The organism is Haladaptatus sp. DJG-WS-42 (genome assembly GCF_037198285.1).
Lineage (GTDB): Archaea > Halobacteriota > Halobacteria > Halobacteriales > Halococcaceae > QDMS2.
In genome coordinates this window covers 120,461-146,282 of the sequence record NZ_CP147243.1, presented here as the reverse complement: position 1 = coordinate 146,282, position 25,822 = coordinate 120,461, and the positions used below count along the sequence as shown (strand labels likewise).

The window sequence follows — 25,822 nt, the reverse complement described above, 5'->3', positions numbered from 1 at the left end:
TTGTCGGAGTCTCTGACTCAGCCCCCGAGGAAGCGCTGGCGAACCTCGTCGTCTGCCAGCAACTCGTCGCCCGGCCCGTCGTAGGCGTTCTCACCGTTCACCAATACGTAGCCGCGGTCACACCGGCGAAGCGCCTCCTTCGCGTTCTGCTCGACCATCATGATGGCCGTGCCCGCATCGTTGATCTCGTCGATTTTGTCGAACATCTCATCGACCAGATCCGGGGCGAGTCCCGCAGACGGTTCGTCGAGCAGGAGCAAATCCGGTTCGAGCATGAGTGCACTCCCCATCGCGAGCATCTGGCGCTGGCCGCCGGACATGGTTCCCGCACGCTGGCGCTTGCGTTCTTCTAAGATGGGAAACCGCTCGAAAACGGCGTCGATGGCTGCCTGCGTTTCGCTGTCGTCGATGTACGCGCCCATCTCCAGATTTTCCTGCACCGTCATCGTCGGGAAGATGTTGTCCGACTGTGGGACGAAGCCAATTCCCCGCTGGATAATCTCGGGCGTGTCAACGCCCTGAATATCTTCGTCACGAAACGTGACAGTGCCGCCCATGTGCGTCGTCAAGCCGAACACGGACTTCATCGCGGTCGATTTACCTGCGCCGTTCGGGCCGACAATCGTCACGTATTCGCCTGCTTCGACCACCATGTCCACGTCGGTGAGAATCTGGAGGTCGCCGTAGCCCGCATCGAGGTTCGTGAGTTCGAGCATTCAGACCTCCTCCCCGAGGTAGGCTTCGATGACGCGTTCGTCGCGCTTTACCGCCTCCGGCTCGCCAGCCGTGAGCACCTGTCCTTGGTGCATGACGACGACGCGTTCGCAGGTTTCCATGATGATGTCGATGTCGTGTTCGATGAAGAGGAAGCTGTAGCCCTCCGCTTCGAGGTCGTGGATGCGCGCGAGAATCTTGCGTTCGAGCGTCGGATTCACGCCCGCAAGCGGTTCGTCAAGGAGAACCATGTCCGGTTCGGTGAGCAAGACGCGCGCGAGTTCGAGCAGCTTGCGCTGGCCCCCCGAAAGCGTCCCGGCTTTCGCGTCGAGGACGTGGTCGATTTCCAGGAACTCCGCCATCTCAGCCGCCTTTCGGCGGACGCGCCGTTCGTCTTCAGCAAACGAATCGCCGCGGAGCCACGCGGTGGCGAGGTTTTCGCCGCTCTGGGCTTTCGGCGCGAGTTGTAGATTTTCACGGACAGTCATCTCCGGCAGTTCGCGGGGAATTTGGAACGTCCGGACGAGCCCTTCGTCTGCGATTGCAGACGGACGCTTGCCGGTGATGTTCGTCCCGGCAAACTCGACGCTCCCCGCGTCCGGCGTGAGAAAGCCAGTGACGCAGTTGAAAAACGTCGTCTTCCCGGCACCGTTCGGGCCGATGAGACCCGTGATGCCGTCGCCGACCTGCATATCGAGGCCGTCGATGGCGGTAATACCCCCAAAGTGCTTTTCTAAGCCCTGAATGTCGAGGATTGGGTTCTGGATGTCAGTCATCGCTCACACCTCCCCGGCCGAGGTCGATGTCGTAGTCCTGCTCGCCGAGCATCCCCTCCGGCCGGTAGTAGAGGATGACGATGAGCAGCCCCCCGATGAGGATGAGTCGCAACGCGGCGAGCTGCTGGGCGTACTCGCTCGGGAAGAAGTCATCGAGGAAGCGCGTCCCCGAGTTGATGACCCAGAACACCGCCGTGCCGAGGATGACACCGCGGTTGTTCGCCGTCCCGCCGATGATGACCGCGGTGTAGGCAAAGAACGTCACCGTCGAAGCGAACTGCGTTGGGTCGATGAAGCCAATGTTCGCCGCCCACAGCCCACCGGCCGCGCCGGCGAGCGCAGAGCCGAACATCAGGCTCTGAATCTTGTAGCGGAAGGTCGGTTTCCCGAGGGCTTCCGGAACCGTCTCGTCGTCGCGAACCGCTCGGAGGACGCGCCCGTACGGGCTGTTCACGGTGCGCTGGACCCACCAGTACGCGCCCGCGAGCAACACGAGCGTGAACAGGAAGAAAAAGCGGTCGTAGTCGAGGCCGCCTGCGCTTCCAGCGTTCGCGTCGTAGAGCCAGAACAGGTTGAGCAGCAAGTCGCTCGTGTTTCCGTCGGTGACGAGTTTGACGAGCGGCTGTCCGAGATACCACAGGCTGAACAACACCGCTGAGACGAGCGCGAGCAACGAGCCGATGTGGTCCGTTTCGCGCAGCGCCTGTCGTCCGAGCACCACCGCGAGAACGAGCAACAGGAGCGCAATGGTGTTGTCCACGTTGAGCGAGACGACGCCGAGATTCACGACGAGGCCGAGCATCGTCGTGATGACGAAGCCGAGACTCCCCGCCAGTGCGAGGGTGGTTCCCACACCGAGTGCAGTTTCCCGCGCCGAGAGCGGGCGGACGACCTTCACCGTGCGGTAGCCCACATACCCGAGGGCGAACACCGAAGGCAGGCCGAAGATGAGGAGATTGAGTTGGAAGCTTCCCGTCCCGATTGGGAACACAGCTTCGAGGGGGCGTGGAATCTCACGAATCCCGAACGCGCCGTTGAACAGCCAGCGTTCGTTGTGGAACACGGCGTTCAGGATGGTCGCAATGCCGAGTGCGGTAATCGCCAGATAGTCCTCGCGCAGGCGTATCGTCGGAATCCCGACGAGCAGCGAGACGAGCGCCGCGGCGAGCATGCCAAGGACGAGCGCGAGTGCCCACCCTAGTAAGTCGCCACCCGGAACACCCGCGAACATGGTGGCGAGGCCGAGGCCAGAGATACCTTCGTAGGTCTCTGAGATGCCCGCAGGCATGGCGAGGAAGACGGTGACATACGCGCCAATCATGAAGTAGGCGACGTGCCCGAAGTCGATGAGGCCGGTAAAGCCGAACTTCACGTTCAACCCGAGCGCGAAGAGGCTGTAGATGGTCACGAACGTCATGAGGCTGATGAAGAAATCAGCAAGCGCCATCAGACATCACCCCACAGGCCCTCAGGCTTCACAAGCAACACCGCGATGAGGATGACGAAGGCAATTGCGGTCCGGTAGGTCGCAAACTCCGCAGGGAGCAAGAACACGCCCACGTCCATCGAGACGCCGATGATGAGGCTGGCGAGCACCGCACCGTACGGCGAGGTAATCCCGCCCATGATGACGGCGGCGAAGATAGGGAGCAACAGCGAAAAGCCCATGTTCGGATTCAGGTTGCTCGCAAACCAGCCGGTCAGAATCCCTGCGAGCGCGGTGAGCAGTGCTGCGATGACCCAGACGACCAACTGCACGCGGTCGATGTTGACGCCGCGAATCTCCGCGAGCGCCATGTTGTCCGCCGTCGCGCGCATTGCCCGGCCCGTTCGCGTGCCCTTGAGCAGGAGATTCATGGCGAGCATCGTGACGAGCGTCAGCCCGAGGATGACGCCGTACTTGATGCTCACGCCGATGCTCGTAGACCACGCCGCGGCGTCGATGGCGAGCGGTGCGCCTTGGAGCACGGTTGCGAGCACGCCGAAGGTGGCGATACCCGCTGCCACGCCGAGGACTCGTGGGGAGACGAGGTGTACCGTCTCGAAGCCCGTGTCGTCGGTTCGCAGGCGGTAGACGCCAATGCCCGCCGCGATGGCGACACCGACGATGACGAGCAGGCTAAGCCAGCCGTAGCCCCATTCGCCGAGGGTGACGAGGTCGCCCGCTTGCCGCTGGACGGTTTGGACGCTGAGGCCGCTGCCGGTCAGGTAGAGTTCGACGTTCGTGTTCGTCACGCGTTCGGTGTTGTAGTTGATGTTCCCCGAGCCGACGAGGAACAACACGACGTTGCGCAACACGAGCGCGAGGCCGAGCGAGACGATGACCATCGTGATGAGGTCTGCGCCTTTCGACCGGAACCGCCGGAAGATAGCGAGTTCATACACCGCACCAGTTCCCCCGGCGACGGTGATACCGACGATGCCCGCGGCGATGAGCGGGAGGCCCCCGAAGTCAGGGACGAACGGCACCGCGCCGGGTTTGTTGAGCGCGAGTGTCAGATACGCGCCGATGGTAATCATGTCGCCGTGGGCGAAGTTCGGCACTTCCGCGATGGAGTAGATGAGCGACAGGCCGAGTGCGCCCGCCGCGATAATCGTACCCGTAATTAATCCCTGTAAAATCGCGTCAAGGAGGCCCGCCGATGCCATCAGCGAGCCACCTCCGCGTGGGTCTGTGCGTCCGTGTGGGTGGTGTTCCGAATCATGAGTGCTGAACCTGGGGTGAGAACTGTTTCGTGCCGAGCAATGTGGCCGCGCCGAGCGCGACGAGGTTGAGTGCGGCGAGCAAGACGAATCCGCTCGCGTACTCGCCGGTTGCGTCGCGGAGCGCGCCCGTGACCGCTGGCAGAATCAACGCCGCAACGTTGCCCGCCGCGACGACGACCGCGATTGCCGACCCCTCTGAGGACGTGGCTCCGGCGGTGACGTTGAACACCGCGCCGAACGGAACCGATACGGCGAGCATCGCCACGACGGGTAAGATGAGTAACAGCGGCGATGGAGCAACCACCGCGAGCGCGCCAAAACAGACCGCGGCGACGGCGGTTGCGCCGCCGATAAACCACGGGTCGCCAAGCGACCACCGCCAGACGACGGTGCCGCCGGTGATGCGCCCGGCAGTCGCCGTGAGTAACACGGCCACGTTGAGCGGCCCGGTCACGTTCAAATCCGCGGCGAAGGCCGTGATGAACGTAGAGAGGGTGATGTATGAACTGATAATTGCAATGTAGCAAAGTGACGCGAGGACGACCGGCGGGGAGAGGACGGATGACAGGGTTCCGCGTGGTCCCTCCCCTGATGGGGCCGTCTGTGCGTCATGACGCTCGCGCCAGCATGCGACGAGCGCCGGTACAGAAAGCAGCGCACCGGGACTGTGAAGCAGTCCAAGTTCGATGAGCGTGGGGGCGGCGGCGAAGCCGATCGCACCGCCAAAGGTGAGCATCCCGCCGAAGACACCCTGATGGTGCGTCGCGGACGTGCCTGCGTAGAGGCGGGCGATGTGGGTTGCGCCAACCGAGAGAACGAACCCACCGGCAAGCCCCCAACACGCCCGGAGGACGAGCAGGGTTTCGTAGCTCGACGCAAAGTCGAGGGCAACGGCGAAGATGGCGTGAAACACCACCGCGCCAAACAGGAGGCGAGTCGTCGCAAACCGGGCGACGAGGTGGCTTGCAGGCACCTGCACGAGGACGAATGAAACGAGCGCCGCGCTCATGAGCAAGCCAACGGCGGTAAAGCCCACGTCGTACGTCGCCATGAGGACGTCCGGGACGGCGGCGTATGCGAACGTCACGTACCCGACGCACCCCATCGCGAGGTGGGGCGCGTATTTGAGTGTCCGTGCAGGTGCGTTCGCCATGTTTATTCCTCGTAGCCGTAGTGTTCGCGGGCGAAGTCGGCAGACACCTTTCCGAGGCGCACGTCCCGGGCGATTGCCTCGGGGTCGCGGTCGTCGGGGCTGCCGTAGCCACCCGCCCCCGGCGTCCGTACGCTCACGGTCTGGCCGGGTTCGAGGTTATGCGTCGATTTCTGGGGGAGTTTCGTCTCCTCGCCGTCGTCGGTGAGGTAGGCCGCGCCTCTGCCGCCTGATTCGCCGCCAGCGAGGCCGTAGGGGGCGTTCACGTGGCGGTCTGCGAGCAGACTGAACGTCGCGCGGTGGTCGCGCACTTGGATGTCCCGACGGAGGCCGAGGCCGCCGCGGAACTCGCCCGCACCGCCCGAATCTTCGCGCAGTTCGTAGCGCGTCACCCGGAGCGGGTAGGCTGTTTCAAGCACCTCGATTGGGGTGTTCATCGTGTTCGACATGTGGACGTGGACGCCGTCCATGCCGTCTTTGCCCGCGCGGCCGCCGAAGCCGCCGCCTTGCGTCTCGTAGAAGGCGTATGGCGAGCCGTCGCGTGGGTCAGTGCCGCCGAAGGTGATGTTGTTCATCGTCCCCTGACAGGCGGCGACGACGCGCTCTGGAACCTGCCCGCCGAACGCGCCGAGCACCACGTCAGTCACGCGCTGGGAGGTCTCTAAATTTCCGCCGACGACTGCCGCCGGGAGTTGGGGGTTCACAATCGTCCCCTCGGGCGCGTGGATGTCGATTGGCCGATAACACCCGTGATTCGGCGGAATGTCGGGGTCGGTCACACAGCGGACGGCGTAGTAGGTCGCAGACGCTGTGACCGCGAACACCGCGTTCACGGGGCCGTCTGTCTGTGGGGCCGTCCCGGTGAAATCGACGTGGACGGAATCGCCTTCGACCTCCACTTGCGCGACGACTGGCAGGTTCTCGTTGCCCGCGCCGTCGTCGTCGAGCACGTCGTCGAACTGGTAGGTGCCGTCTGGCAACTCCTCAATTTCTGCGCGCATCCGTCGCTCTGAGTAGTCTTTGATTTCGTCGAGCGCCACTGAGAGCGTGTCCGTGCCGTACTTTTCGACCAGTTCGATGAACCGGCGTTTGCCCGTCTGATTCGCGGCTTCCTGTGCCCGGAGGTCGCCGCGGCGTTCGTCCGGCGTGCGCACGTTCGAGAGAATCATCTCCATCACCGGCTCGTTCACCTCGCCACCGGCGAACAGTTTCACGGGTGGGATTCGCAGCCCTTCTTGGTAAATCTCCGTGGAGTCTGCGGCCACGCTGCCCGCTCGCGCCCCGCCAATGTCGGCGTGGTGGGCGCGGTTCGCGGCGTAGGCGACGATGTCGCCCGCTACGAACACGGGCGTCACAAGTGTCAGGTCTGGCAGGTGCGCCCCGCCGCGGAACGGGTCGTTGAGCAGGATTGCATCGCCTTCTTCGAGCGTTTCCGGTGGGAAGCGGTCGATGGCGGCGGCCACCGAAAACGGCATCGCGCCGAGATGGACGGGCATGTTTTCGGCTTGAGAGATGAGTTCACCCGTCGCGTCGAACATCGCACACGAGCAGTCGCGGCGCTCTTTGATGTTCGGCGAGTAACCGGTGCGAATCAGGTTCGCGTTCATCTCCTCTGCGATGGCGATACAGGCGTTTCTGATGACTTCGAGCGTGACTGAGTCGATGTTCATTGGGAGACCTCCACGTGCAGGCTGCCGAAGTCATCTATCGACACCTGCCCGCCGGGGTGGATGACGACGGTACTCTCGACGCCGCTCACGATGGCTGGCCCTTCGAAGCTCGCGCCCGTTGGAAGGTCGCCGCGGTCATAGATGAGCGTCTCGTGCGTTTCGCCGTCAAAGGCCACGTCGCGGGCCGAAAGAACGGCGTCATCGACTTCCCCGCCCGCATCCGCCGGGCGAAGATTTGGCGTTTCGACCACGCCACGCGCCCGCAGGCGGATGGTGACGAGTTCGACCGGTTCATCACGGTAGGCGTGTCCGTAGCGCTGTTCGTGGCGGTCGTGGAATTGCGCGGCGATGGTCGAGAGTTTCGTGTCGTCCAATTCGCCGTCTGGAACCGGCACGGAGAGTTCGAACGCTTGGCCCGCATAGCGCAGGTCAACCGTCCGCTCGAACTGCATCGCGTCTGCGGCCAAGTCCTCTGCGGCCAGTCGCTGTTCGCCTTTTTTCGCGAACTCTGCGAACTGTGCGCCGAGTGACTCAGGCGTGATGTCCTGCCACGGCCGCACGCGCGAGGTGCTGTAGTCGTAGAGGATGTCGCTGATGAGCAAGCCGAGCGCGGAGAGGACACCGGCCGTCCGCGGGACGATGACCTTCGGAATGTCGAGTTCTTCTGCGAGTTTGCAGGCGTGCAGCGGTCCTGCGCCGCCAAATGCGACGAGGCCGAACTCGCGGGGGTCGTAGCCGCGTTCGACGCTCACGACCCGAAGCGCTCGTGCCATGTTCGCGTTCGCAACGTCTAAGATGCCTTGGGCGGCCTCTGTGACCGTCATGTCGAGTGGGGCTGCGATTTGGTCGTTGACGATACGACGCACGTCTTCGAGTTCCACGTCGAGTTCGCCCGAGAGGAACGCGCTCGGGTCGATGCGCCCGAGCAGGAGATTCGCGTCGGTAATCGTCGGCTGGGTGCCACCGCGCCCATAACAGATTGGGCCGGGGTCTGCGCCCGCGGATTTCGGGCCGACGCGGAGTGCGCCCCCGGCGTCAATCCACGCGATTGAGCCGCCGCCCGCGCCCACGGTGTGGATGTCGATGGTCGGGACTGAGACGGGGTACTCGCCGATGTTCGTATCCGTCGAGACGAGCGGCGTGCCGTTTTCGACGAGCGACACGTCACACGAGGTGCCGCCCATGTCCATCGTGATGAGGTTCGATTCGCCGGAGAGGCCACAGACGTAGGTTGCGCCTTGGACGCCGCCCGCAGGCCCAGAGAGAAGCGTGTTGACCGGGCGTTCGCGCGCGATATCGGCGGTGATGATGCCGCCGTTTGACTGCATGATTTTGAGTTCCGCACCGACGCCCTCGGCTTCGACTTTGGTCTCTAAGTTGCCGATGTACCGGTCCATCACCGGTTTCAGCGCGCCGTTTAGTGCCGTCGTCAGCGTGCGCTCGTACTCGCGGATTTCCGGAAGGACATTGCTCGACAGTGAGTAGGATGCGTCTAAGCCTTCTTCCCGGAGTAGCTCGCGGACGCGCCGCTCGTGGCTGTCGTCTTCGAACGAGTAGAGCAGGCTGATTGCCACGCTGTCTACGTCCGCCTCGATAAGACGGGCGGCGAGGTCGCGCACCTCGGCTTCGTCGAGTTCCGTGAGGACGTTCCCGCGCTCATCGAGGCGTTCGCGCACCTCGTAGCGGCGGTCGCGTTCGACCACCGGCACGGGCTTTTCGACCTGAAAATCGTAGATGTCGGGCCGGGCCTGTCTACCGATTTCGAGCACGTCGCGAAAGCCCTCGGTCGTGATGAGGGCGGTGTCGGCCCACTCGCCTTCCAAGACGGCGTTGGTCGCAACCGTGGTGCCGTGAGCCAAAAAGCCGATTTCCGCGGCGTCGAAGCCCTCGCGTTCGCGCACCTTCTGGAGCCCGTTTATCACGCCCTCGTCGGGCGAGGCGGGCGTCGATGGCGTCTTGCTCACCGTCACCTCGCCGTCGTGGATGGTGACGATGTCCGTGAACGTCCCACCGATGTCGACGCCGATGCGCCGTCCGTCACTCATGGGGCCTCCGCGTTTGTAGACACTGCTGTGTTGGTCATGTACTGAAATATGGGTTCACTGAAGTGGTTAGACGAGGTCGTCTGCTGGAATCGTGTCCTGGTTTTTGAACTCGCCATCCTCAACTTGGACGATAACCATGTCACTGGCCACGTCGCCGTTGTCGTCGTAATTGACGTTGCCACTCGGACCGCTGTAGTCGATTGCCGTTCCGGCGTCTAACTTCTCGACGCCCGCACCGAACTCGGCGTAACTTACTTGCTCGCCGTCAGGGTTCGAAACCTCGCGCATGGCCTTTTTGACGTCTGCGGCGTCGTCCGTGCCCGCTTTGTGGACGGCGAGCGCATAGGAGACGAGCGCGTCGTAGGAGTTCCACGAGTACGGGTCGAACACCTGCGCGTCCGGGTAAGCTTCCTGATACTCCGAGACGAACGTCTCCGTCGCGCCACCGCTTGGTGGCTGCGTGCGGACGCCGTACATCCCGTTCATCACGTCTGCGCCGACGTTTTCGATAACGTCCTCAGAGAGCAGGCTGGTGTGAAGCACCCAGTTGCCGCCGTAGCCCTCTTCTGCCCACTGGCTGAGCATGGTCGTCCCGCTCTCGGGGTAGCCCGCGAACGCGACGAAGCCGGGGTCGTCTTCGAACGCCTTTGCGAGAATTTGCTGGTACGACGATTGCCCGGATTCGTACCCGATAGTCGTGGTCGTCGTCCCCGAGAAGGTCGACTCGAACGTGTCGGCGAGCGCCTCGCCGAAGTCGTTGTTGATGTAGATGACCGACGCCTTCTCGACGCCTTGGTCTTCGATGATTTTCGCCATCACCTTTGCGACGAAGCGGTCGTTTGTCCGCGTGCGGAAGACGAGGTCGTTGTCGTCAAGCGTCGAGATGCTCGGTGAGGACGAGGCGGACGTGATGTGAAGTACGTTGCTCGGCACGGTCACCGACTTTGCGATGCTGATGGTGACACCGCTCGATACCGCGCCGATGAGCGCGCTCACGTCGTTCGTGTCCACGAGTTTGTTCGCCGCGTTCACACCCTGCGTCGAGTCGGTGCCCGAGTCCTCGTCGTGCAGGGTAAGCTCGCGCCCGAGCGGGCCGCCCGCCGCGTTGATGTCCTCTTGGGCCATCCGGAGCGCGTTCATCATTGGGCCACCGAAGTCAGAGAGGTCGCCGCTGAACGGGATGACCACGCCGACATCGACCGGCGAACTGTCGCCACCGCTGTCGCCGTCGCCGGAGTCGCCGTCGTCTGTCTCAGAGCCACCGTCTCCGCCACTGCCTTCTTCGGTTCCGCCGCCACCGCCATCGGAGCCGCCGTCGTCTTGGACGTCTTCTTGACTGATACATCCCGCGAGCCCGGTCGCGCCTGCAAGCCCTGCGAGGCGCAGGAACCGCCGACGCTGAAGTTCTCGTACGAAATTGTCACCCGATGCCATGGTCGGAGTCAGACCACTATCCATATATAGACTCTTGTTACCCTGTCTCACAGTAGCAATACTGAGTATGAACTGTTGTGAAAACGTATGAAAAGTTATGCAGCGGCGGTCTACTATTCTGGAACTTCGGTCATCAGCACCTTCGTGAGTCCCTCTTCGATTTCGATTGTGAACGGCAGGTGAACCGAACTCCGTTGGATGAATCTGGTCATGAACCAGCGGAGCTGTTCTGAGGGGTAGACGACGTGGTAGGTGTTCTCCTCGCTGCGCCTGACGGTGAGAAAGCCACACAGTGAGAGCCATTCGAGCATTTCGCCTAAGTTATCGAACTGGCCTTTGTACTCGTGGGCGTGGTAGTCTGAGACTTTGTCCGCGTCCGCGAGAAACTCCGGGTCTGGCTCGCCGTTTTCTCCTTCGACGTAGTCGAGAAAGCAGTGGAGGAAGTCGATGTCGAACAGTGCGTGTTCGCCACCTGAGAGCATCTTGTGGTAGTCTTGCAGATTTACACTCGTCTCTGTCGTTGCGGCCTGAAAGTTCGCGGCGTAAAAGGTGAGCGCGCGTCGAACCATCTCACTCTGGCCCACACCGGTGCGGCTCGTCAGGTCTTCGAGCGCCGCCCGTGCGTCGGTGTCGAGCGAAACTGTCACCCTGTCATGTGACATACACTCACACTCAGGGGCGGAGTGCGGTAAAGGTCACGAATCGTGTCTGGAATCGTACTAGTTTGGTTTCGAGCGTGAGAGACAGCAGACTCATTTCCCTCCCGCGAAAACCCCGACGTATGCCATCGCTCATGGAGACGTATATCGAGAATCGTGAACTCATCTTGCCAAACCACACCAACACCTACGAAATCGCCCACGGTGGCAACGTGATGAAGTGGATGGACGAAGTCGGAGCGATGTCAGCGATGCGGTTTGCCGGTGAAACCTGCGTCACCGCGCGCATGGACCAAGTGAACTTCCACCGCCCGATTCCGCTTGGTGAGACCGCGCTCATCCGCGCCTACGTCTACAAAGCCGGGCGGACGAGCGTCCGGGTTCGCTTGCGCGCTTACCGCGAAGACCCACTCACCGGCGACACCGAACTCACGACGGAGTCGTTTTTCGTCTACGTCGCCATCGACGACCACCACAAGCCAACGGAAGTGCCCGACCTCGAGGCGGCAACTACCGACGGCCAACGCCTCCTCGACGAAGCCCTCAACGCCGAAGCCGAAATGAACGGCAGGGCGTAGGGACGCGGTTTTATCCGGGCTTCTCACATATATTCTCCTATGAGTCTCGACATCGACGCCCCACCCGCACCGCGCATCGTCGCCAACACGGACGTTGCTGACTACGAGGATGTGGAGGTGTTTGGCTCCCAAGACTACCGCAGAGAGGAGTTACAGGAGTTCTTAGAAGACGGTGCGTGGGAACGCTCGTTCAACGAGTGGGCAGAGCACACGGACGTGACCGAAGCCCAGTTCGGCGTCGTCGAAGACCTCTCGCTCATCTCCGAGTTCGATTTCTTCTGGGACGATTTTGCAGACCGGGTTGGCTACCACGCGCCGGGGCTCCCCGAAAACTGGAAAGAACAGAATCTCCACCCCGGCCTCACCTCGTGGGGTGACGTCTCTGCCATCAACGCCGGACTCACCGAACTCGGCCAGATCGTGAGCGACGTGTTAAAAGAGGAGTACGTAGACTGGGAAGCAGAATACGAGGCTCCGGAAGACCTCCCTGACTTCAGCTAGTTTTTCGTCGCGACAACCACGAACGTTTCCACGCGTTCGCTCGCAAATTCGACGGTGAACCCGGCGGCTTCAAGATGCGCTTTCGCATCCGCGAGTGAGAATCGCTCTGTCAGCGGCGGGCCTTCGACGTTCTCGCCGTTTGCAGACCAGTCTGCGACGACCAGTTTGCCGCCGGGTTTCAGCACGCGACGTACCTCCGCGAGCGCCGAGTCATCCGCGAACTCGTGGTACGTCATCGTCGAGAGCGCCGCATCGAGTGACTCGTCTGCGAAGGGCAAATCACCGATTTCTGCCGTGGTCAACGAGACGTTTTCGGGAACGCCTTTCTCACGGTATAGGTCGTGCATTCCCTCCTGGACGTCCACCGCGTACACTTTCGAAACGTAGGGTGCGACGTGGTCGGTGTAGAATCCCGTACCACTGCCGAGGTCTCCGACGGTCATTTCGCTCTCGGGTTCGAGGTGAGCCAAGAGTTCGTCAACCGAGAGGAAGCGATAGCGAATTGGGTCATCAAGAAATCCTGCGTGGTCTTTGTTGAACGTGTGAAAGCCCATACTTCGTGTACGACCGGGAACGCGAAAAGTGTGTAACCTCAGGCGAAGTGTGGGACGACTTCGTCACCAAGTCGGTCGATACATGCGACCATCTCGTCGGTGCCGATGCCGGGGTAGTAGGTGCGGAAGATGAAGTGGACATTATCTCCAAGCGCCTCGCGGTAGGGTTCGAGTTGGTCGATGACTTGCTCGGGTGTGCCGAAGATGGCCTGTTCTCTGAGTTCCTCGACGCGGTCTCCAGGCAGTTCGTCGAGTGTCTCGCCGCTTCCCCATTCTGCGTACTTGCGCTGGAGGTAGCAATAGCCGTCTTTCATCGTCTCCCACGCCGCTTCCTTCGAATTTGCGACGAAACCATGTTGAATCAGGTACGTCGTGAATTCGCCGTCGATTCCTTCCTGCTCGCGGACGGTGTGGATGTCCTCTTGTCGGAGTTTTACGCCTTTGATGGAGAGCGAAGAGGGGGCAATCCACCCGTCTGCGAGACGTGCGGCGCGGCGAACCGCAGGTTTGGCCTTTCCGCCGAGGAGTACCGGCGGCGCGGACTCCGGTTTCGGCGTCACGAGCGTGTCGTCGGGCACGTTGTGGAATTGTGAGGCGAAATTGAGTGGGCCGTCAGACCACGCGCCGCGAAGGACCGAAACGGCGTCTTCGAGTCGGGCAGTTCGTTCGTCTTTCGGCACGCCAAAGCGATCGAACTCGTCGTCTACGTAGCCAACGGCCAGCCCGAGCGAGAGGCGGCCATCTGCGAGCAGGGAAACGGTGGCGGCGTCTTCTGCGAGGCGAACCGAGTCGTAGAGCGGTGCGAGCGCGATGCACGTCCCAATCTCGATTGCGTCGGTCGTGGCTGCAAGTGCGCCGAGGGCGGGCATCGTCCCTGAGAGGTAGCTGTCGTCGGTAAAATGGTGTTCTGAGACCCACGCACTGGCAAGCCCTGCATCCTCGATGGCGCGTCCGAGCGTGAGCATCTCCTGATAGATTTCGTTCAGTGAGCGGTCATCGTCAGGGCGATGCTGGCAGGTGAACAGGCCCGTACCAATCTGCATACGCGACCCACGCAAGCGACCGTTATAGGTGTGGCTTCGACGAAAAGACTAATCGACCTGTCGTGCTATGAGTATGCATGTCAGTGAGGGCCGCGATGCCGGAGGATACAACGGGGATTTTGACAGTTGCGCAGGCGTCGTGGGAGGGCGACTACCCGACGATTCTCAGCCGTGAAACGGCAAGCGAGGGCGTCGCTGACTGGTATAATCCCGCCCTCATCAAAAAGGAGATCGAACGGACGGACACCGTCATGCTCGTCGCGGAGAAAGACGACACTGTCACGGGCTTCGTCCACGCCCTCTGGAACCACGACGAGGGAGATATCCTCAGACTGTACGTCCATCCCGAAGCCCGACGAAGCGGCGTCGGCACGGCCCTCCTCCAAAGTGCGGTCACCGAACTGTTCGACCGCGGCGTCGACCTCGTCCGGGCGATGGTGCTCAAAGACAACCGACTCGGCAATTCCTTTTACGAAGACTACGGATTCGCTCTTGAGCGCGAAGGCGAGACGTACATCGGTGAGAAAGCCTACCCCGAAGCCGTCTACGTCATCCACCGTCAATAGTCGATAACGGTAATCTCGTCAGACGGCCACTGGCTCAGGATTTCGACGCCATTCTCCCTGACGACGACCATCTCCTCTAAGCGCACGCCCTGTCTGTCTGCGGGTTCTTGCGTTTCGACGGCCATCGTCATCCCTTCTTCCAGTCCGATTGGGTGGTCTTCTGAGATACCCCGCCAGATGAGCGGCACCTCGTAGAGTTGGAGGCCGAGACCGTGTGCCCAGTGGTTGGTCGTCATTTGCCAGTGGTCGGTCGCGCCGTAGTAGTCTGCGTGTTCGCCCTCCATGTCGGGGAAACCCTTGCACACGTCGTCGGTCGTCGCACCCGGTTCGATGCGGTCGAGGACGGCGTAGAGGTTCGAGCGAGCGAGTTCGTAGGCTTCTTTCTGCGCCTTCGTTGGCTCGCCAAGCGAGAAGGTGCGGTAGTAACACGAACGGTAGCCGAGATAGCCGATGTTGTAGAAGTCGGCGTACACGAGGTCGCCGGGTCGCAGGATTCTGTCCGTCGTGTTCGCCTGATGTTTTGGCCACGTGTTCGGCCCGGAGGTGAGGTAGCCCCCGCCGACGAACGCACCATGTCGCCAGAGTTCGCGGACAGCCTCGCCCCACACCTCAGATTCGCGCATGCCGGGACGGGCGACTTCCTTGATTTTCTGGAAGCCCGCTTCGCAGATGGCCGCGACCTGTCGCAGGCACTCGATTTCGTCTTTCGTCTTCGTCTTTCGCGCCGTCTCCATCGCCCGCGAACATTTCTCGGCTTCGACCTGCACGCCGCGCTCTTCGAAGGCAGAGACGAGGCCGCCGTTCGCCACGTCGATGCCCATGGGCTGGCCTTTGACGCCGTACTCCTCCATCGCCTCGACGACGGTTTCGGCCATCTTCCCGAGTAAGAACTTCCGGGCAGAGGGGCTTCCAGATGCCCGTGGGACGTTTCCGAGGCCGGGGCAGGCGTAGCGAATGTCAGCGAGCCACGGGCAGTTAAAGCGCTGGTTGCTCGCGTGATCTGCGGTGTCCCAGTGGACGACCGAGCCGTCCGCTGTGAGCAACGTATAATGGTCTGCGCCACTCCCGCCAGTCATGGCGAGGCCGGTCACGTACCGGACGTTCGGGTCGTCGATGAGGAGCATGCTCCCGAGGCCTTCTGCGTTGAGCTGTTCGACCGCCCGCGCGTGGCGCTCTTCGCGGAGGCGCTGGGTGTTGATGCGCTCTTCCCAGTCTACCGCTTGCGTGCCGCGGGTTCCCTCCATGAAATCTCGACGGTATCGCGTCATACAGCATCAATCACCGACAACCGTGAAGAACCTTTACGGCGCTGTGTCTTTCGTGAAAAATTGAATTCGATTAGCTCTGTTTCGCGCGGTCGAGCCAGTCGGGTTCTGCGACTGTCGTGGTGCCAACATCGGTCATCGTGGAGATGAGGTAAATCGTCCCTGAGACATCGTCGTCTTCGACGTCGAACCGAATCTCGATGAAGCGAGCGATTCCGTTCTCATCGACGAGCAACACGGCTTGTGCGTTCGTAATCGTCTGGTTGCTCGCCGGGTCGATGTCCTCCCGAAGGTCTCTGAAGCTCTCTACACCCTTTGCCTCATAGCGCGTCACGGAAACGCCATCGAACTGTTCGACGCCAACCTGTGTCCAGTCTGCGCCGTCAACTGTGTCGGTGACGATGTCAATCTGCATCGACTCGGTTACGTCCACGGGTTCTGTCTCTTCCATATTGGTATACGGTTCGCTTCCTTGGCGGTACTCAGTGTACTCAGAATCGTTCGATTGGAAGTAGGTGCGCTCGTAGGATGATGACCCAGCAGTGTATACCGTCGATTCAAAGCGGAACTCATCGAACGCGAGCAGATTCGTCTGGGTGGCCGTTCCGTCGTTTAGATTCACTCGCGTCGCCGCGTTGAGGTCAAGCGTACCGTTCGTCGTATCAACTGAGATGTTCAGTTGATTCGTGAAACTCCCCGCGTTTTTGAGTGCCGCTTCGTGTGCGCCAGCCAGCGTCGTCGCGTCAAGGTCGTCACCGGACGCCGTGTACGGCTCTCCCATCGTGGTCGTCTGTGTTGTCGTCGTCGTGACATCGTTTCCGGCCCCGGCCCCTGTCGTTGTTGTCTCGTCTGTGACGCCCCCCGAACATCCTGCTAGAACTACCACCAGCCCCATGAGGACCGTTACGAAAACTGAACGGTTCATACAGCATCTTCGACGGGTAAGGGCTTAACCGTAGAAGTTCCGCGAAATTGACTGAATTTCCAGCGCCATCCCTCATAGTTTATTGTGATCTCCTGAGTCTATCCGCTGACGCATGTACAAGCACGTCGCGCTTTTGGTCAGAAAAGAGGGGTTGACCCACGAGGCGTTCGTTGACTATTGGCAGACGAACCACGTACCAATCGCCCGTGAAATCGAGGGCGTCGTCAAGTACGCGACGGTGCTCCCGGTCACGCCCGAGGCAGCCGAGTTCGACGGCCTCGCAGAGCTATATTTCGAGGATTTAGACGCGCTCCACGACGCGCTCGGGAGCGAAGGCTCGCGCGACTACGACCCGGCCAAGGGCAAAGCCAAAGAAGCTCGTGAGGACGTGAACAACTTCCTCGACATCCAGCGCCGCCCCCGGTTCATCGGCGAGGTCATCGTCCAGCGAGACGACGTGAGCGGCGACACCGAGGGCCTCTACAAGCACTCCGCGTTCCTCGTCCGCAAGGATGGGATGACCCACGAGGAATTCGTCGACCACTGGCAGAACAACCACACGCCAATCGCTCGCGAAATCGAAGGCGTCGTCAAGTACGACACCATCTTGCCGACCGACCCCGAAAACGCCGAGTTCGACGGCGTGGCCGAACTCTACTTCGAGGATTTGGATGCGCTCCACGACGCGCTCGGGAGCGAAGGCTCGCGCGACTACGACCCGGCAAAGGGCAAAGCAAAGGAAGCCCGCGAGGACGTGAACAACTTTCTCTCGATTGGCGACCGCCCACGCTTCATCGGGAAGGAAACGGTCCAGAAAGACGAGACGGGGCACTGACCATGGATCGAGAGGCACAGGTCAGAGAGTCGTTTCCTGAACTCGATGCCATCCGCGACGACGACCTCCGCGACCGTGTCGTCGAGGCGTGGGCACGCGGTCTCGAACGCGGCGGGTGGCGCGACATCGCGGACATCCCCTACGCATGGAACATCCACGAGGTGACCAACGTCGAACACACCCGTGGCGTCGTGAAAATCGCCGTGGCGAGCGCGGAGATTCAGCGCGACTTCCACGGCGCTGACCCCGATTTTGACGTGATTCGCGCCGCCTGCCTGCTCCACGACGTGGGCAAGTGCTACGAATACGTCACGCACGTGGACGACCACCTGACCGACCCTAACCCAACCTACGTTACCGAGGATATCCCGCACTCACTGTCGGGCTACGCCCTCGCCCATGAGGTGGGTGTCCCGCTCGCCGTCCAGCGCGCGATTCCGCATTTCATCGGCGAGATTCCACGCCGGACGATGGAAGCCGAACTCGTCAAAAGCGCGAACTCGGCGTCCTCGAACGCCATCACGCAGGCCACGATGGGGATTAGTCTGAAAGAGTGGGTCAAACGCTACTCCCAGACCCAAGCGTAACGGGCGCGATTTTTTGCGGTGAGCCGACGAAATACAGGTATGCACGCGAAGGTGAATCTGGACGAAATCGAGATGCGAGAAGTCGGGTCTGACTCTCCAAAGCTGAAAGCCGTCGGCTACGAACTCAGGCCACAGAAGATGCGCCCGAACGTCTGGGTGTGCGAACCCGGCCAACGGCTGAATCGCCACCGGCAGAAAACCCAAGAAGAACTCTACCACATCCTGAGCGGCACCTTCGAGATGCACTACGAGGATTCGGCGGAAGAACTGAAAGCGGGGGACGTGGTGGTCGTCTCGCCCGACGAAATCCGCCAACTCGTTTGTGTAACCGCGGGTGAAGTGTTCATCGTCGGCGCGCCGAATGTGAAAGACGATGGAATCGTGTTGAACGAAGATTAGAGCGGTTCCAATCCAGCCTCTTCACGGAGCACTTTCACGTACTCTCGAATCCCGGTTTCGAGGTCGTACTCGGGGTCGTAGCCGAGGTCTTGCTTTGCTTTGGTCATGTCGAGCACCTGCGTCCACGGCAGTTCGCCTTCGTCAGAGACGGAGAGGTCTGCGTCCGGAATGACCTTCTTCACAACCTCCGCAGCCTCTCGAATCGTGGCGAGTTCGCCGCGGACGTTGTAGACGCGCTGTGTCAGGTCGTCCTCGGGCGCGAACGCGGCGAGGCGGAACGCTTGGGCGATGTCGCGGACGTACTGCCAGTCGATGATTTGGTCACCAAATTCGACCGAGAAGGACTTGCCAAGGGCGGGGCGCTCTATCATCTGGGCGAGGAACGCAGAGCCGCCAGTTTCTCGGTAGGGGCCGTAGGCTACCGTCGGGCGGAGGGCAACGTGCGAGACGCCGAACTCTTCTAAGTATACCTTCGCCTGATGTTCGTTGTACACCTTCGTCGCGCCGTAGAGCGTGTCAGGATACACGAGGTCGGCTTCGGTCACCCACTCGCCGTAGTTGCTCGGCGGGGCGAAGGCGGCGGCGCTTGAGGCCCACGCGACGCGCTCGACTTGGTCAGAAAGGGTGCGAGCCGCCTCGAAGACGTTGTTCGTCCCCTGGATGTTCACGTCCATCGCGGCCCGTGGGTTCGCTTCTGCGGCCGTCGTGAGCAGCGCAGCGAGATGGATGATGCGCGTCGCGCCCGACTCTTTGACCGCGCGGACAACGGCGGTCGGGTCGGTCACGTCACCGCGAACCACCGACACATCGTCTGCCACGCCGAGTTTGTCGAGGCGGGTTTTGTCGGTCGAAAGGTCGTACGCGACCACGTCGTGACCCGCGTGGACGAGGTCTTGGGCCACGTATGCGCCGATGAAGCCAGTGCCGCCGGTGACGAGTACCGTTTCTGCCATTGTCACGAACGTTGGTGGGAATTGCGAAAAACGTTGCCGTGAGACGGACGCTACGCCTATCTATCAGTCTGACGAACTGTAGGCTGTGGTGGGTCACGACGCGACGGTCGAGGCGACGCTCGATTCTGTCGGCAGTCAACCGGACGGCTTGTCGAGCGACGAGGCTGCGCGTCGCCTTTTAGCCCACGGTGAAAACGACCTCATCGACACCGAAGGCAGGCGACCACTGTCGATACTCGTCGCCCAGTTTTCGAGCCTGCTCATCGGCGTACTTGTGGTCGCGGCCCTTCTCTCTGCGGCCGTTGGTCACGCCATCGACGCGCTGCTTATCGGCATCATCGTCGCCGCGAATGGCGCGTTCGGATTCGTACAGGACTACCGCGCAGAGCAGAGTCTGCTCGCCCTGCGAAAACTCGCAACGCCGAACGCAACCGTCCGCAGAGACGGCCGTGAGCGGAACATTCCGGCGACCGACGTCGTCCCCGGTGACATGCTTATTTTGACGCAGGGCAGCGCCGTGATGGCGGATGCCCGGCTCTCTTCGGTCCAGTCGCTCGAATGCGACGAAGCGCCGCTGACCGGGGAGAGTTTGCCCGTTGGAAAATCTGTCGCGCCGGTTTCTCCGGACACACCACTCGCCGAACGGACGAACATGGTGTACCGGGGAACCACCGTCACCCGCGGTCGCGGCGAAGCCGTCGTCGTGGCAACCGGCATGGACACCGAGATGGGCGAAATCGCCGGGGCGCTCGCCGCAGCCACCGCGCCGCTGACGCCGCTTCAACGCGACCTCGCGGCGCTCGGAAAATCGCTCGGCATCGGCATTCTCTTCGTGTCTGCGTTGCTTGCGCCAATCTTAGTCGTCCTCGCTGGAACCGACGCCGTGCAGGCTGCGCTCGCCGCCGTCTCCCTCGCGGTGGCAGCCATTCCAGAGGGCCTTCCCGCGGTGGTGACGCTCACGCTCGCACTCGGCGTCAGACGGATGGCCGCAGAACACGCCCTCGTTCGGGCACTCCCCGCGGTCGAAGCCCTTGGAACGGTCGATATCATCTGCACGGACAAGACGGGCACCGTCACCGAAGGCGAGATGGTCGTGAGTCAAGTGTGGGTGCCAGACCGCGTGTATTCGCTCGCAGACGACCCGTCGGAGGACGACAGACTGCGCCGCCTGTTCGAAATCGGCGTCGTCTGCAACGACGCCACCGACGACGTGGGTGACCCGACCGAGCAGGCGTTACTCGGCTCTGCGCGCTGGTACGGCCTCGACCCGGACGCGGTTCGGGACGCCCACCCACGCGTCTCTGAACGCCCCTTTTCTGCAGAGACCCAGCAGATGATGACCGTCCACGACGACGTTGCTTTCGTCAAAGGCGCTCCCCGACCGGTGCTCGACCACTGCTCACACGTCCACACCGAGGCCGGTGTTGTCCCGCTCACTGACGACCTGCGTGCGCAAATCCGCGAGCAAACGGACGCCTTCGCCGCGGCGGCGCTCCGCGTTCTCGGCTTCGCCTACAACACCACCAACGACCCGGACGAGTCGCTCATCTTCGTCGGGTTACAGGGCCTGCTTGACCCGCCCCGTCCAGAGGTCGCCACCGCAATCGCGGAGTGCCACCGCGCCGGTATCGACGTCAAACTCATCACGGGCGACAACCGCGTCACGGCAAGCGTCATCGCAGCCCATATTGGCCTTTCGGGCGCAACGCTCGACGGGACGGAACTCGATGCGATGGACGACGACGAACTCACCGCGCGCCTGTCTGGAACCACCGTGTTCGCCCGGGCGACGCCCGCCCACAAGGTGCGAATTTTAGAAGCGTTACAGGCGCAGGGCCACGTCGTGGCGATGACCGGCGACGGCGTGAACGACGCGCCCGCGCTCAAGCGCGCAGACGTGGGCGTGGCGATGGGAATACGCGGGACGGACGTGGCCGCCCAGAGCAGCGACATCGTCCTCCTCGACGACAATTTCGCCACGATTCGCACCGCAATCCGAAACGGACGGGCCGTCTTCGACAACATCTGGAAGTTCGTTGCCTACCTGCTCTCTGCGAACTTCGCGGAGGTGCTGTTGGTGTTCATCGCCTCGCTCGCCGGGTATCTCATCCTCCCGGCGGTGCAACTGCTCTGGATAAACCTCCTTACTGACGGTCTGCCCGCACTCGCACTTGGTGTTGATTCGACGGGCGACGATGTGATGGACAGACAGCCAAGAGCGCGCGCCACAGGCATCCTCGACCGCGAACTGCTTGGCTTTGTTGGCGGGGCTGGCGTGGCCGCCGCGCTGGTGATGCTCGGACTGATGGTGGTCGTCCTCGACGGCGCGCCAACAGTGACACCCTACGCCCTCACGATGGTGTTCACGGGGTTCGTCCTGCTCGAATTTGTCAAACTGTTCGTCGTGCGCTGGCTTCGCGGCACGCCGGTTATCAACTGGTGGCTGTTTCTCGCGGTTGCAGGCTCGCTTGCACTCCAACTCGCCGTCGTCTACACGCCGCTTCGCACCTATTTTGGCACCGTCCCGCTCAGCCTCGGCGATTGGGGACTTCTCGGAATCGGAATGGTGACCGGCGGACTTCTGTTCGTTCTCGTCGCCCGCATCGTGCGCCAATTCGTCGTTCACTCGTGAAGGCCGCCAACCGAGGCGTAGAACGACGATTGAAGCGTGTCCGCCATCCGTTCTGACCGGTCGATACGCACGTCGATGACCGTTGGCGTGTCCGCGGCGTTGCCTGCTTTGAGGCCTGCTCTGAGTTCGCCAGGGGAGTTTGCGCGAATCCCAGTCCCGCCAAGCGCCTCCGCTACGGCGACGAAGTCCGTGTTCTGGAACTCCACACCAGGCATGTCGGCGTCCATCTCGCGTACCATCCCGAGGCTCGTGTCGTTGAGCACGACGTAGGTGGGCGCGACGCCGTATTCGACGGCTGTCTCGATGGAGGTCATCGTCATCGCAAACCCACCGTCTCCGGCCACGGCAAGCACGTCTTTGTCCGTCGCGAGCGCCGCGCTTACGGCCGCGGGACCAGCCCACCCCATCCCGCCAACGCCACCGCTCCCGAAGTAGGTTCGCGGCGCGGGCGTCTGGAGGTAGTTTAACAGCCAAAAGCGGTTGTTTCCGGAGTCTGCGGTAACGATGGTGTCTTCGTCAACCACGCGCTCGATTTCTTTGACGGCGCGCTGTGGTTTGACGGGAGCTGCGTCCGAGTCGCACTCGGGTGCGGTGAAGTCCTGTTGAGCCTCGGCCACCCGGTCTTTCGCCCACCCTGCAGCTGCCTCGCCACGGGCTACGAGCGCGGCCAAGGTCTCTTTCGCGTCGCCGATGAGGCCAACGTCTGCGGGGTACACCCACCCGGCGTTTCGCGTGTCTGCGTCCGCGTGGATGATGGTTTGCTCGTCGGGGCGGATGAATTCGGGGGCTTGCCAGTTCGAGTCCATCGGGTTGAGCCGCGAGCCAACCACGAGAAGCACGTCGGCCTCGCTCACGACTTGGTTTGCGCCTTCGTGACCAAACGAACCGATGACGCCAGCGGCGCGCGGGTGGGTCTCTGCGATGGTGGATTTCCCGAGATACGAGGTCGCCACGGCGCAGTCGTAGGCGTCGGCGACCGCGACGAGTTCGTCGTAGGCATCTGCGGCGTGGATACCATTGCCGGCGACGATGACCGGTCGGTCTGCGGCTTCGAGCGCGGCGACAGCTTGGTCGAGGTCGCCAGCAGTTGGTCGGGACTTCCACGTCTTCGTCTGTGCGTTGGCGTCCCAAAGCGGCGGCACGGGGTTTTCTGGAACCTCCTTCGAGACTGCACCCCCATCAAGGATGACGGCGGTTGGGCCGGGTCGCCCGCTGGTCGCGTGTTTGAACGCGAGGTGGACGCTCCGTAGGGTTTCGACCGGTGTGCGAGGGAACCAGTGTTCTTTCGTTATCGCCCCGAGGATGTCGGGAAGTGAGAGACCCCCGTAGTCGCCTCTTGCCTGTTGGTACGGCGCGAGCGTCGAATACTCGCCGCGCTCTGAGGCTTCGGTGAGGACGACCATCGGCGAAGAGCCGAGCCGGGCTTCCATCTGTCCGATTGCGCCGAGGCTGCCAATCCATGGTCCCTGTCCGGCGAGGACGCCTGGTTTGCGGGTGAGTCGGCCGTACAGCTCCGCCATCACGCTCGCTTCGCGTTCGTCGCGCGGGCGGATAACTTGAATCGGCGTGTCACCGAGTTCTGAGAACAGTTCGATGACGCGGCCGCCGGGGTAGCCAAAAACGAACTCGACGTCCAGTTCTACGAGGGTTTCTGTGAGGTGGGTTGCGGTGTTCATGCGTAGTACAAAGTCGAATGGTGAGCAAGCGAGCAGGCCGTGTGACCCATTGCCGTTGGGTCGCTCGCACAACACTTTGTGCTTTCGGTGGGGCCGATGGACAGACCGGGCGCAGACGAGAGATTCATTATGCCGCGTGGCCTGTTACCACGCATGCCTGAAACGATTGTCCCACCTCGAGAGCGAACCTGCCTCCAGTGTGGGCGCGCTGACGTGTGGGACGACGCGGTTGAAAACTGGCGAATCGCAACGATTGACGGCGAAAAGCGCATCGGCACGCCCCACTGCATCCACGAGTGGAATATAAACGGCACGTACAACCCGTTCGAAGCCTAAGCAGACTCGATTTTCTCATCGATGCCCACCGTTTACATTACCGCCCCACCGGAGGCCGCCGACACGATTGCCCACGCGCTGGTCGAAGCACGACTCGCGGCGTGCGTGAATCTCCTCCCTTGCCGGTCGGTGTACCGCTGGAACGACGCCGTCCACGAAGACGACGAAGTCGCGCTTCTCGCGAAAACCACCGACGCCCAGTACGATGCACTCGTCTCTCGCGTTGGTGAACTCCACCCCTACGACGTGCCGTGTATCGAGCGATTTGACGAGACTGCAATTCTCGATGCGTACGCTCAGTGGCGCGACGACGCCGTCTCAGAAAATTAGCCGTAATGTTCGGCCTCAGGGGGTCGATTCCCCCTGAGCCCACCCAACCTCTCGAAAATCCAGTGCCACCCAATGGTAGCAGGGTGAATTTTTAGCGAAAGTGAAACCGAGTGTGGCGGCCCCGGGCAAAGCCACCCCACCGGTCTTCGTTGCCGGTTTGTCAGAGGCACCCGGCATCCGTTTCTTTGTTGGCTTACCTATTTACTTCACTGACTGCATACTTGGTCACTCCGTGAACACTCATATATAACTATTTCCTGTGTTTATGTATCTCGACAGTCGGTCGCACGTACCGCCCTGTGTGCTGGCCGCCCACGGCGGAAAGCTAAACTCGTATGGTGATACACAGAAACTATGTTCTCTGTCATCTCGTATCTCGACTGGATTGCTGGGCGGCCAGAGGAGGCCGCCTACGACCTCGGGTCGAGCGACCTTCGCACGAGCAGTCCCTCGTATACGCGTGTAACGCCATCGGTCCTCTCAGGCCTCGAAGACCCACCCGAAACGGTAGCGCTCGAATCGCAGATTGCCGCCGCTTACGGAGTCGCGCCGAAAAACGTGCTCATCACCGCCGGGGCAACGCACGCAAACTTTCTCGCTATCGCGGCGACCGTTGGAATCGAGCGCGAAGCCGAAGACAGCCCAGAACAGCGAATCCTCGTCGAAAAGCCGGGCTACGAACCGCTCGTCGTGACGCCGGAAGCGCTCAACAGCCAGACCGACCGCTTTCTTCGAATGGAGGAAACCGATTGGCAACTCGATGCAGACCGGGTCGAAAGCGCGCTCACCGACGAAACAGACCTCGTCATGGTCACCAATCGTCACAATCCTTCGGGCGTCTTGACCGGCCGCGACGCACTCGCTGACCTCGCAGCTGACTGTGCCAACGCCGGTGCGCGCTTGCTTGTCGATGAGGTGTACGGCGCGTTCGTTGAAGAGCCAGCCAGTGACCTCGCCTTCGGCGGCGTCACAGCAGCGGGACTCGACAACACCATCGTCACGGGGTCGCTCACGAAATTCCTCGGCCTCGGTGAACTCCGCATTGGCTGGCTCATCGCGGATGCCGCGTTTGTGAAGCGAGCAAATCACATCTTGCAGTACGTCCCGTCGATTTCCGGCCCGAGCGTCGCCCTCGCCCGTCGTGCCTTTCACAACGCAGCCCAGCTCGCAGAACACGCTCGCTCACACCTCACGGAGAACCACGCCCAACTCACGGCGTTCGTCGAAGACCGCGACGACCTCACGGGAACCATCCAGCCCGGCTGTACGTTTGGGCTCCTCTTTCACGAGGCAGTCGATGGCGACGAACTCGCCGCCGCCGCGTGGGACGCAGGCATTCTCGTCGTCCCCGGCCGATTCTTCGGCGTCCCTGAAGGCTTTCGAATCGCGGCTTCGCGGTCACCAGCAGACGTGGAAGCCGCACTCGCGGCATTCGCTGAGGTTCTCGATTCGCTGTAACCGGTTCCCGAACAATCATTTAGCAGGCCG

At 62.0% G+C, this 25,822-nt stretch carries 25 protein-coding genes; 10 read left to right on the top strand and 15 right to left on the bottom strand.

What is annotated here, in order from left to right; genetic code table 11:
- Positions 1-17: 17 nt before the first annotated feature.
- The 9 genes from V5N47_RS00765 to V5N47_RS00725 all read right to left on the bottom strand — a co-directional run bounded on the left by V5N47_RS00765 (position 18) and on the right by V5N47_RS00725 (position 11,157).
- Positions 18-716 (bottom strand): ABC transporter ATP-binding protein, encoded by a 699-nt coding sequence (locus tag V5N47_RS00765; protein WP_338728888.1) that lies wholly within the window; start codon positions 714-716, stop codon positions 18-20.
- Positions 717-1,490: an ABC transporter ATP-binding protein gene (locus V5N47_RS00760; RefSeq protein ID WP_338728887.1), complete on the bottom strand. Its 774-nt coding sequence runs from the start codon at positions 1,488-1,490 to the stop codon at positions 717-719.
- Complete coding sequence (locus V5N47_RS00755) at positions 1,483-2,937, bottom strand: branched-chain amino acid ABC transporter permease (protein WP_338728886.1); 1,455 nt, start codon at positions 2,935-2,937, stop codon at positions 1,483-1,485. Before V5N47_RS00755 ends, V5N47_RS00760 begins: the two co-directional genes overlap by 8 nt.
- Complete coding sequence (locus tag V5N47_RS00750; protein ID WP_338728884.1) at positions 2,937-4,139, bottom strand: branched-chain amino acid ABC transporter permease; 1,203 nt, start codon at positions 4,137-4,139, stop codon at positions 2,937-2,939. The genes V5N47_RS00755 and V5N47_RS00750 overlap by 1 nt, the downstream gene beginning before the upstream one ends.
- A gap of 52 nt (positions 4,140-4,191) precedes the next feature.
- Positions 4,192-5,349, bottom strand: coding sequence for an MFS transporter (locus V5N47_RS00745; RefSeq protein WP_338728883.1), 1,158 nt, complete (start codon positions 5,347-5,349; stop codon positions 4,192-4,194).
- A 2-nt stretch (positions 5,350-5,351) separates the two neighbouring features.
- Positions 5,352-7,016, bottom strand: a complete 1,665-nt coding sequence (locus V5N47_RS00740) for a hydantoinase B/oxoprolinase family protein (protein ID WP_338728881.1) — start codon at positions 7,014-7,016, stop codon at positions 5,352-5,354.
- A complete protein-coding gene (locus tag V5N47_RS00735) occupies positions 7,013-9,061 on the bottom strand; it encodes a hydantoinase/oxoprolinase family protein (protein WP_338728879.1) in 2,049 nt (682 codons plus the stop codon). The genes V5N47_RS00740 and V5N47_RS00735 overlap by 4 nt, the downstream gene beginning before the upstream one ends.
- A 66-nt stretch (positions 9,062-9,127) precedes the next feature.
- Positions 9,128-10,495 (bottom strand): ABC transporter substrate-binding protein, encoded by a 1,368-nt coding sequence (locus tag V5N47_RS00730; RefSeq protein WP_338728877.1) that lies wholly within the window; start codon positions 10,493-10,495, stop codon positions 9,128-9,130.
- A 113-nt stretch (positions 10,496-10,608) separates the two neighbouring features.
- Positions 10,609-11,157: a ribbon-helix-helix protein, CopG family gene (locus V5N47_RS00725; protein ID WP_338728874.1), complete on the bottom strand. Its 549-nt coding sequence runs from the start codon at positions 11,155-11,157 to the stop codon at positions 10,609-10,611.
- Positions 11,158-11,276: 119 nt separating this feature from the next.
- Between V5N47_RS00725 and V5N47_RS00720 the strand changes: the two genes are divergently transcribed.
- On the top strand, positions 11,277-11,732 hold the full coding sequence (locus V5N47_RS00720; protein ID WP_338728872.1) for an acyl-CoA thioesterase: 456 nt from the start codon (positions 11,277-11,279) through the stop codon (positions 11,730-11,732).
- A gap of 39 nt (positions 11,733-11,771) precedes the next feature.
- Positions 11,772-12,233, top strand: coding sequence for a hypothetical protein (locus V5N47_RS00715; protein ID WP_338728871.1), 462 nt, complete (start codon positions 11,772-11,774; stop codon positions 12,231-12,233).
- Here the strand turns inward: V5N47_RS00715 and V5N47_RS00710 are convergent.
- Together V5N47_RS00710 and V5N47_RS00705 are read right to left on the bottom strand one after the other, a co-directional pair.
- Positions 12,230-12,787 (bottom strand): class I SAM-dependent methyltransferase, encoded by a 558-nt coding sequence (locus tag V5N47_RS00710; protein WP_338728870.1) that lies wholly within the window; start codon positions 12,785-12,787, stop codon positions 12,230-12,232. The genes V5N47_RS00715 and V5N47_RS00710 overlap by 4 nt on opposite strands.
- Positions 12,788-12,825: 38 nt before the next feature.
- Complete coding sequence (locus V5N47_RS00705; protein ID WP_338728869.1) at positions 12,826-13,830, bottom strand: LLM class flavin-dependent oxidoreductase; 1,005 nt, start codon at positions 13,828-13,830, stop codon at positions 12,826-12,828.
- Between the two features lie 77 nt (positions 13,831-13,907).
- Here V5N47_RS00705 and V5N47_RS00700 point away from each other — a divergent pair, with 77 nt between their 5' ends.
- Positions 13,908-14,396 carry a GNAT family N-acetyltransferase gene (locus V5N47_RS00700; RefSeq protein ID WP_338728867.1) on the top strand — a complete coding sequence of 163 codons (489 nt, stop codon included), beginning with the start codon at positions 13,908-13,910 and terminating at the stop codon, positions 14,394-14,396.
- Here the strand turns inward: V5N47_RS00700 and V5N47_RS00695 are convergent.
- Together V5N47_RS00695 and V5N47_RS00690 are read right to left on the bottom strand one after the other, a co-directional pair.
- The gene (locus V5N47_RS00695; RefSeq protein WP_338728865.1) at positions 14,390-15,664 is read right to left on the bottom strand and encodes a Xaa-Pro peptidase family protein; all 1,275 of its coding nucleotides are present in this window, start codon (positions 15,662-15,664) and stop codon (positions 14,390-14,392) included. The two genes, V5N47_RS00700 and V5N47_RS00695, sit on opposite strands and share 7 nt — an antisense overlap.
- A 70-nt stretch (positions 15,665-15,734) precedes the next feature.
- Complete coding sequence (locus tag V5N47_RS00690) at positions 15,735-16,586, bottom strand: hypothetical protein (RefSeq protein WP_338728863.1); 852 nt, start codon at positions 16,584-16,586, stop codon at positions 15,735-15,737.
- A 112-nt stretch (positions 16,587-16,698) separates the two neighbouring features.
- On the opposite strand from V5N47_RS00690, the gene V5N47_RS00685 reads away from it, so the two are divergent.
- Genes V5N47_RS00685 through V5N47_RS00675 form a run of 3 tightly spaced genes read left to right on the top strand, consistent with a single transcriptional unit; the run spans position 16,699 to position 18,407 of the window.
- Positions 16,699-17,421, top strand: a complete 723-nt coding sequence (locus tag V5N47_RS00685) for an EthD domain-containing protein (RefSeq protein WP_338728861.1) — start codon at positions 16,699-16,701, stop codon at positions 17,419-17,421.
- A 2-nt stretch (positions 17,422-17,423) separates the two neighbouring features.
- On the top strand, positions 17,424-18,008 hold the full coding sequence (locus tag V5N47_RS00680) for an HD domain-containing protein (RefSeq protein ID WP_338728860.1): 585 nt from the start codon (positions 17,424-17,426) through the stop codon (positions 18,006-18,008).
- A 39-nt stretch (positions 18,009-18,047) separates the two neighbouring features.
- Complete coding sequence (locus tag V5N47_RS00675; protein ID WP_338728859.1) at positions 18,048-18,407, top strand: cupin domain-containing protein; 360 nt, start codon at positions 18,048-18,050, stop codon at positions 18,405-18,407.
- On the opposite strand, the gene V5N47_RS00670 is transcribed toward V5N47_RS00675, so the two are convergent.
- Entirely contained in the window at positions 18,404-19,360 is a 957-nt protein-coding gene (locus V5N47_RS00670) for an NAD(P)-dependent oxidoreductase (protein ID WP_338728858.1), read from the bottom strand. The genes V5N47_RS00675 and V5N47_RS00670 overlap by 4 nt on opposite strands.
- A gap of 85 nt (positions 19,361-19,445) precedes the next feature.
- Here V5N47_RS00670 and V5N47_RS00665 point away from each other — a divergent pair, with 85 nt between their 5' ends.
- Positions 19,446-21,992: a cation-translocating P-type ATPase gene (locus V5N47_RS00665; protein WP_338728856.1), complete on the top strand. Its 2,547-nt coding sequence runs from the start codon at positions 19,446-19,448 to the stop codon at positions 21,990-21,992.
- Here V5N47_RS00665 and V5N47_RS00660 read toward each other — a convergent pair.
- Complete coding sequence (locus tag V5N47_RS00660) at positions 21,983-23,668, bottom strand: thiamine pyrophosphate-binding protein (protein ID WP_338728855.1); 1,686 nt, start codon at positions 23,666-23,668, stop codon at positions 21,983-21,985. The two genes, V5N47_RS00665 and V5N47_RS00660, sit on opposite strands and share 10 nt — an antisense overlap.
- A gap of 153 nt (positions 23,669-23,821) precedes the next feature.
- Here V5N47_RS00660 and V5N47_RS00655 point away from each other — a divergent pair, with 153 nt between their 5' ends.
- The 3 genes from V5N47_RS00655 (at position 23,822) to V5N47_RS00645 (ending at position 25,792) form a co-directional block, all read left to right on the top strand.
- Positions 23,822-24,004 carry an HEWD family protein gene (locus V5N47_RS00655; protein WP_338728854.1) on the top strand — a complete coding sequence of 61 codons (183 nt, stop codon included), beginning with the start codon at positions 23,822-23,824 and terminating at the stop codon, positions 24,002-24,004.
- 21 nt (positions 24,005-24,025) lie between these two features.
- Positions 24,026-24,334 (top strand): divalent-cation tolerance protein CutA, encoded by a 309-nt coding sequence (gene cutA / locus V5N47_RS00650; protein WP_338728853.1) that lies wholly within the window; start codon positions 24,026-24,028, stop codon positions 24,332-24,334.
- Positions 24,335-24,688: 354 nt separating this feature from the next.
- On the top strand, positions 24,689-25,792 hold the full coding sequence (locus V5N47_RS00645; protein WP_338728852.1) for a pyridoxal phosphate-dependent aminotransferase: 1,104 nt from the start codon (positions 24,689-24,691) through the stop codon (positions 25,790-25,792).
- Positions 25,793-25,822: the final 30 nt, after the last annotated feature.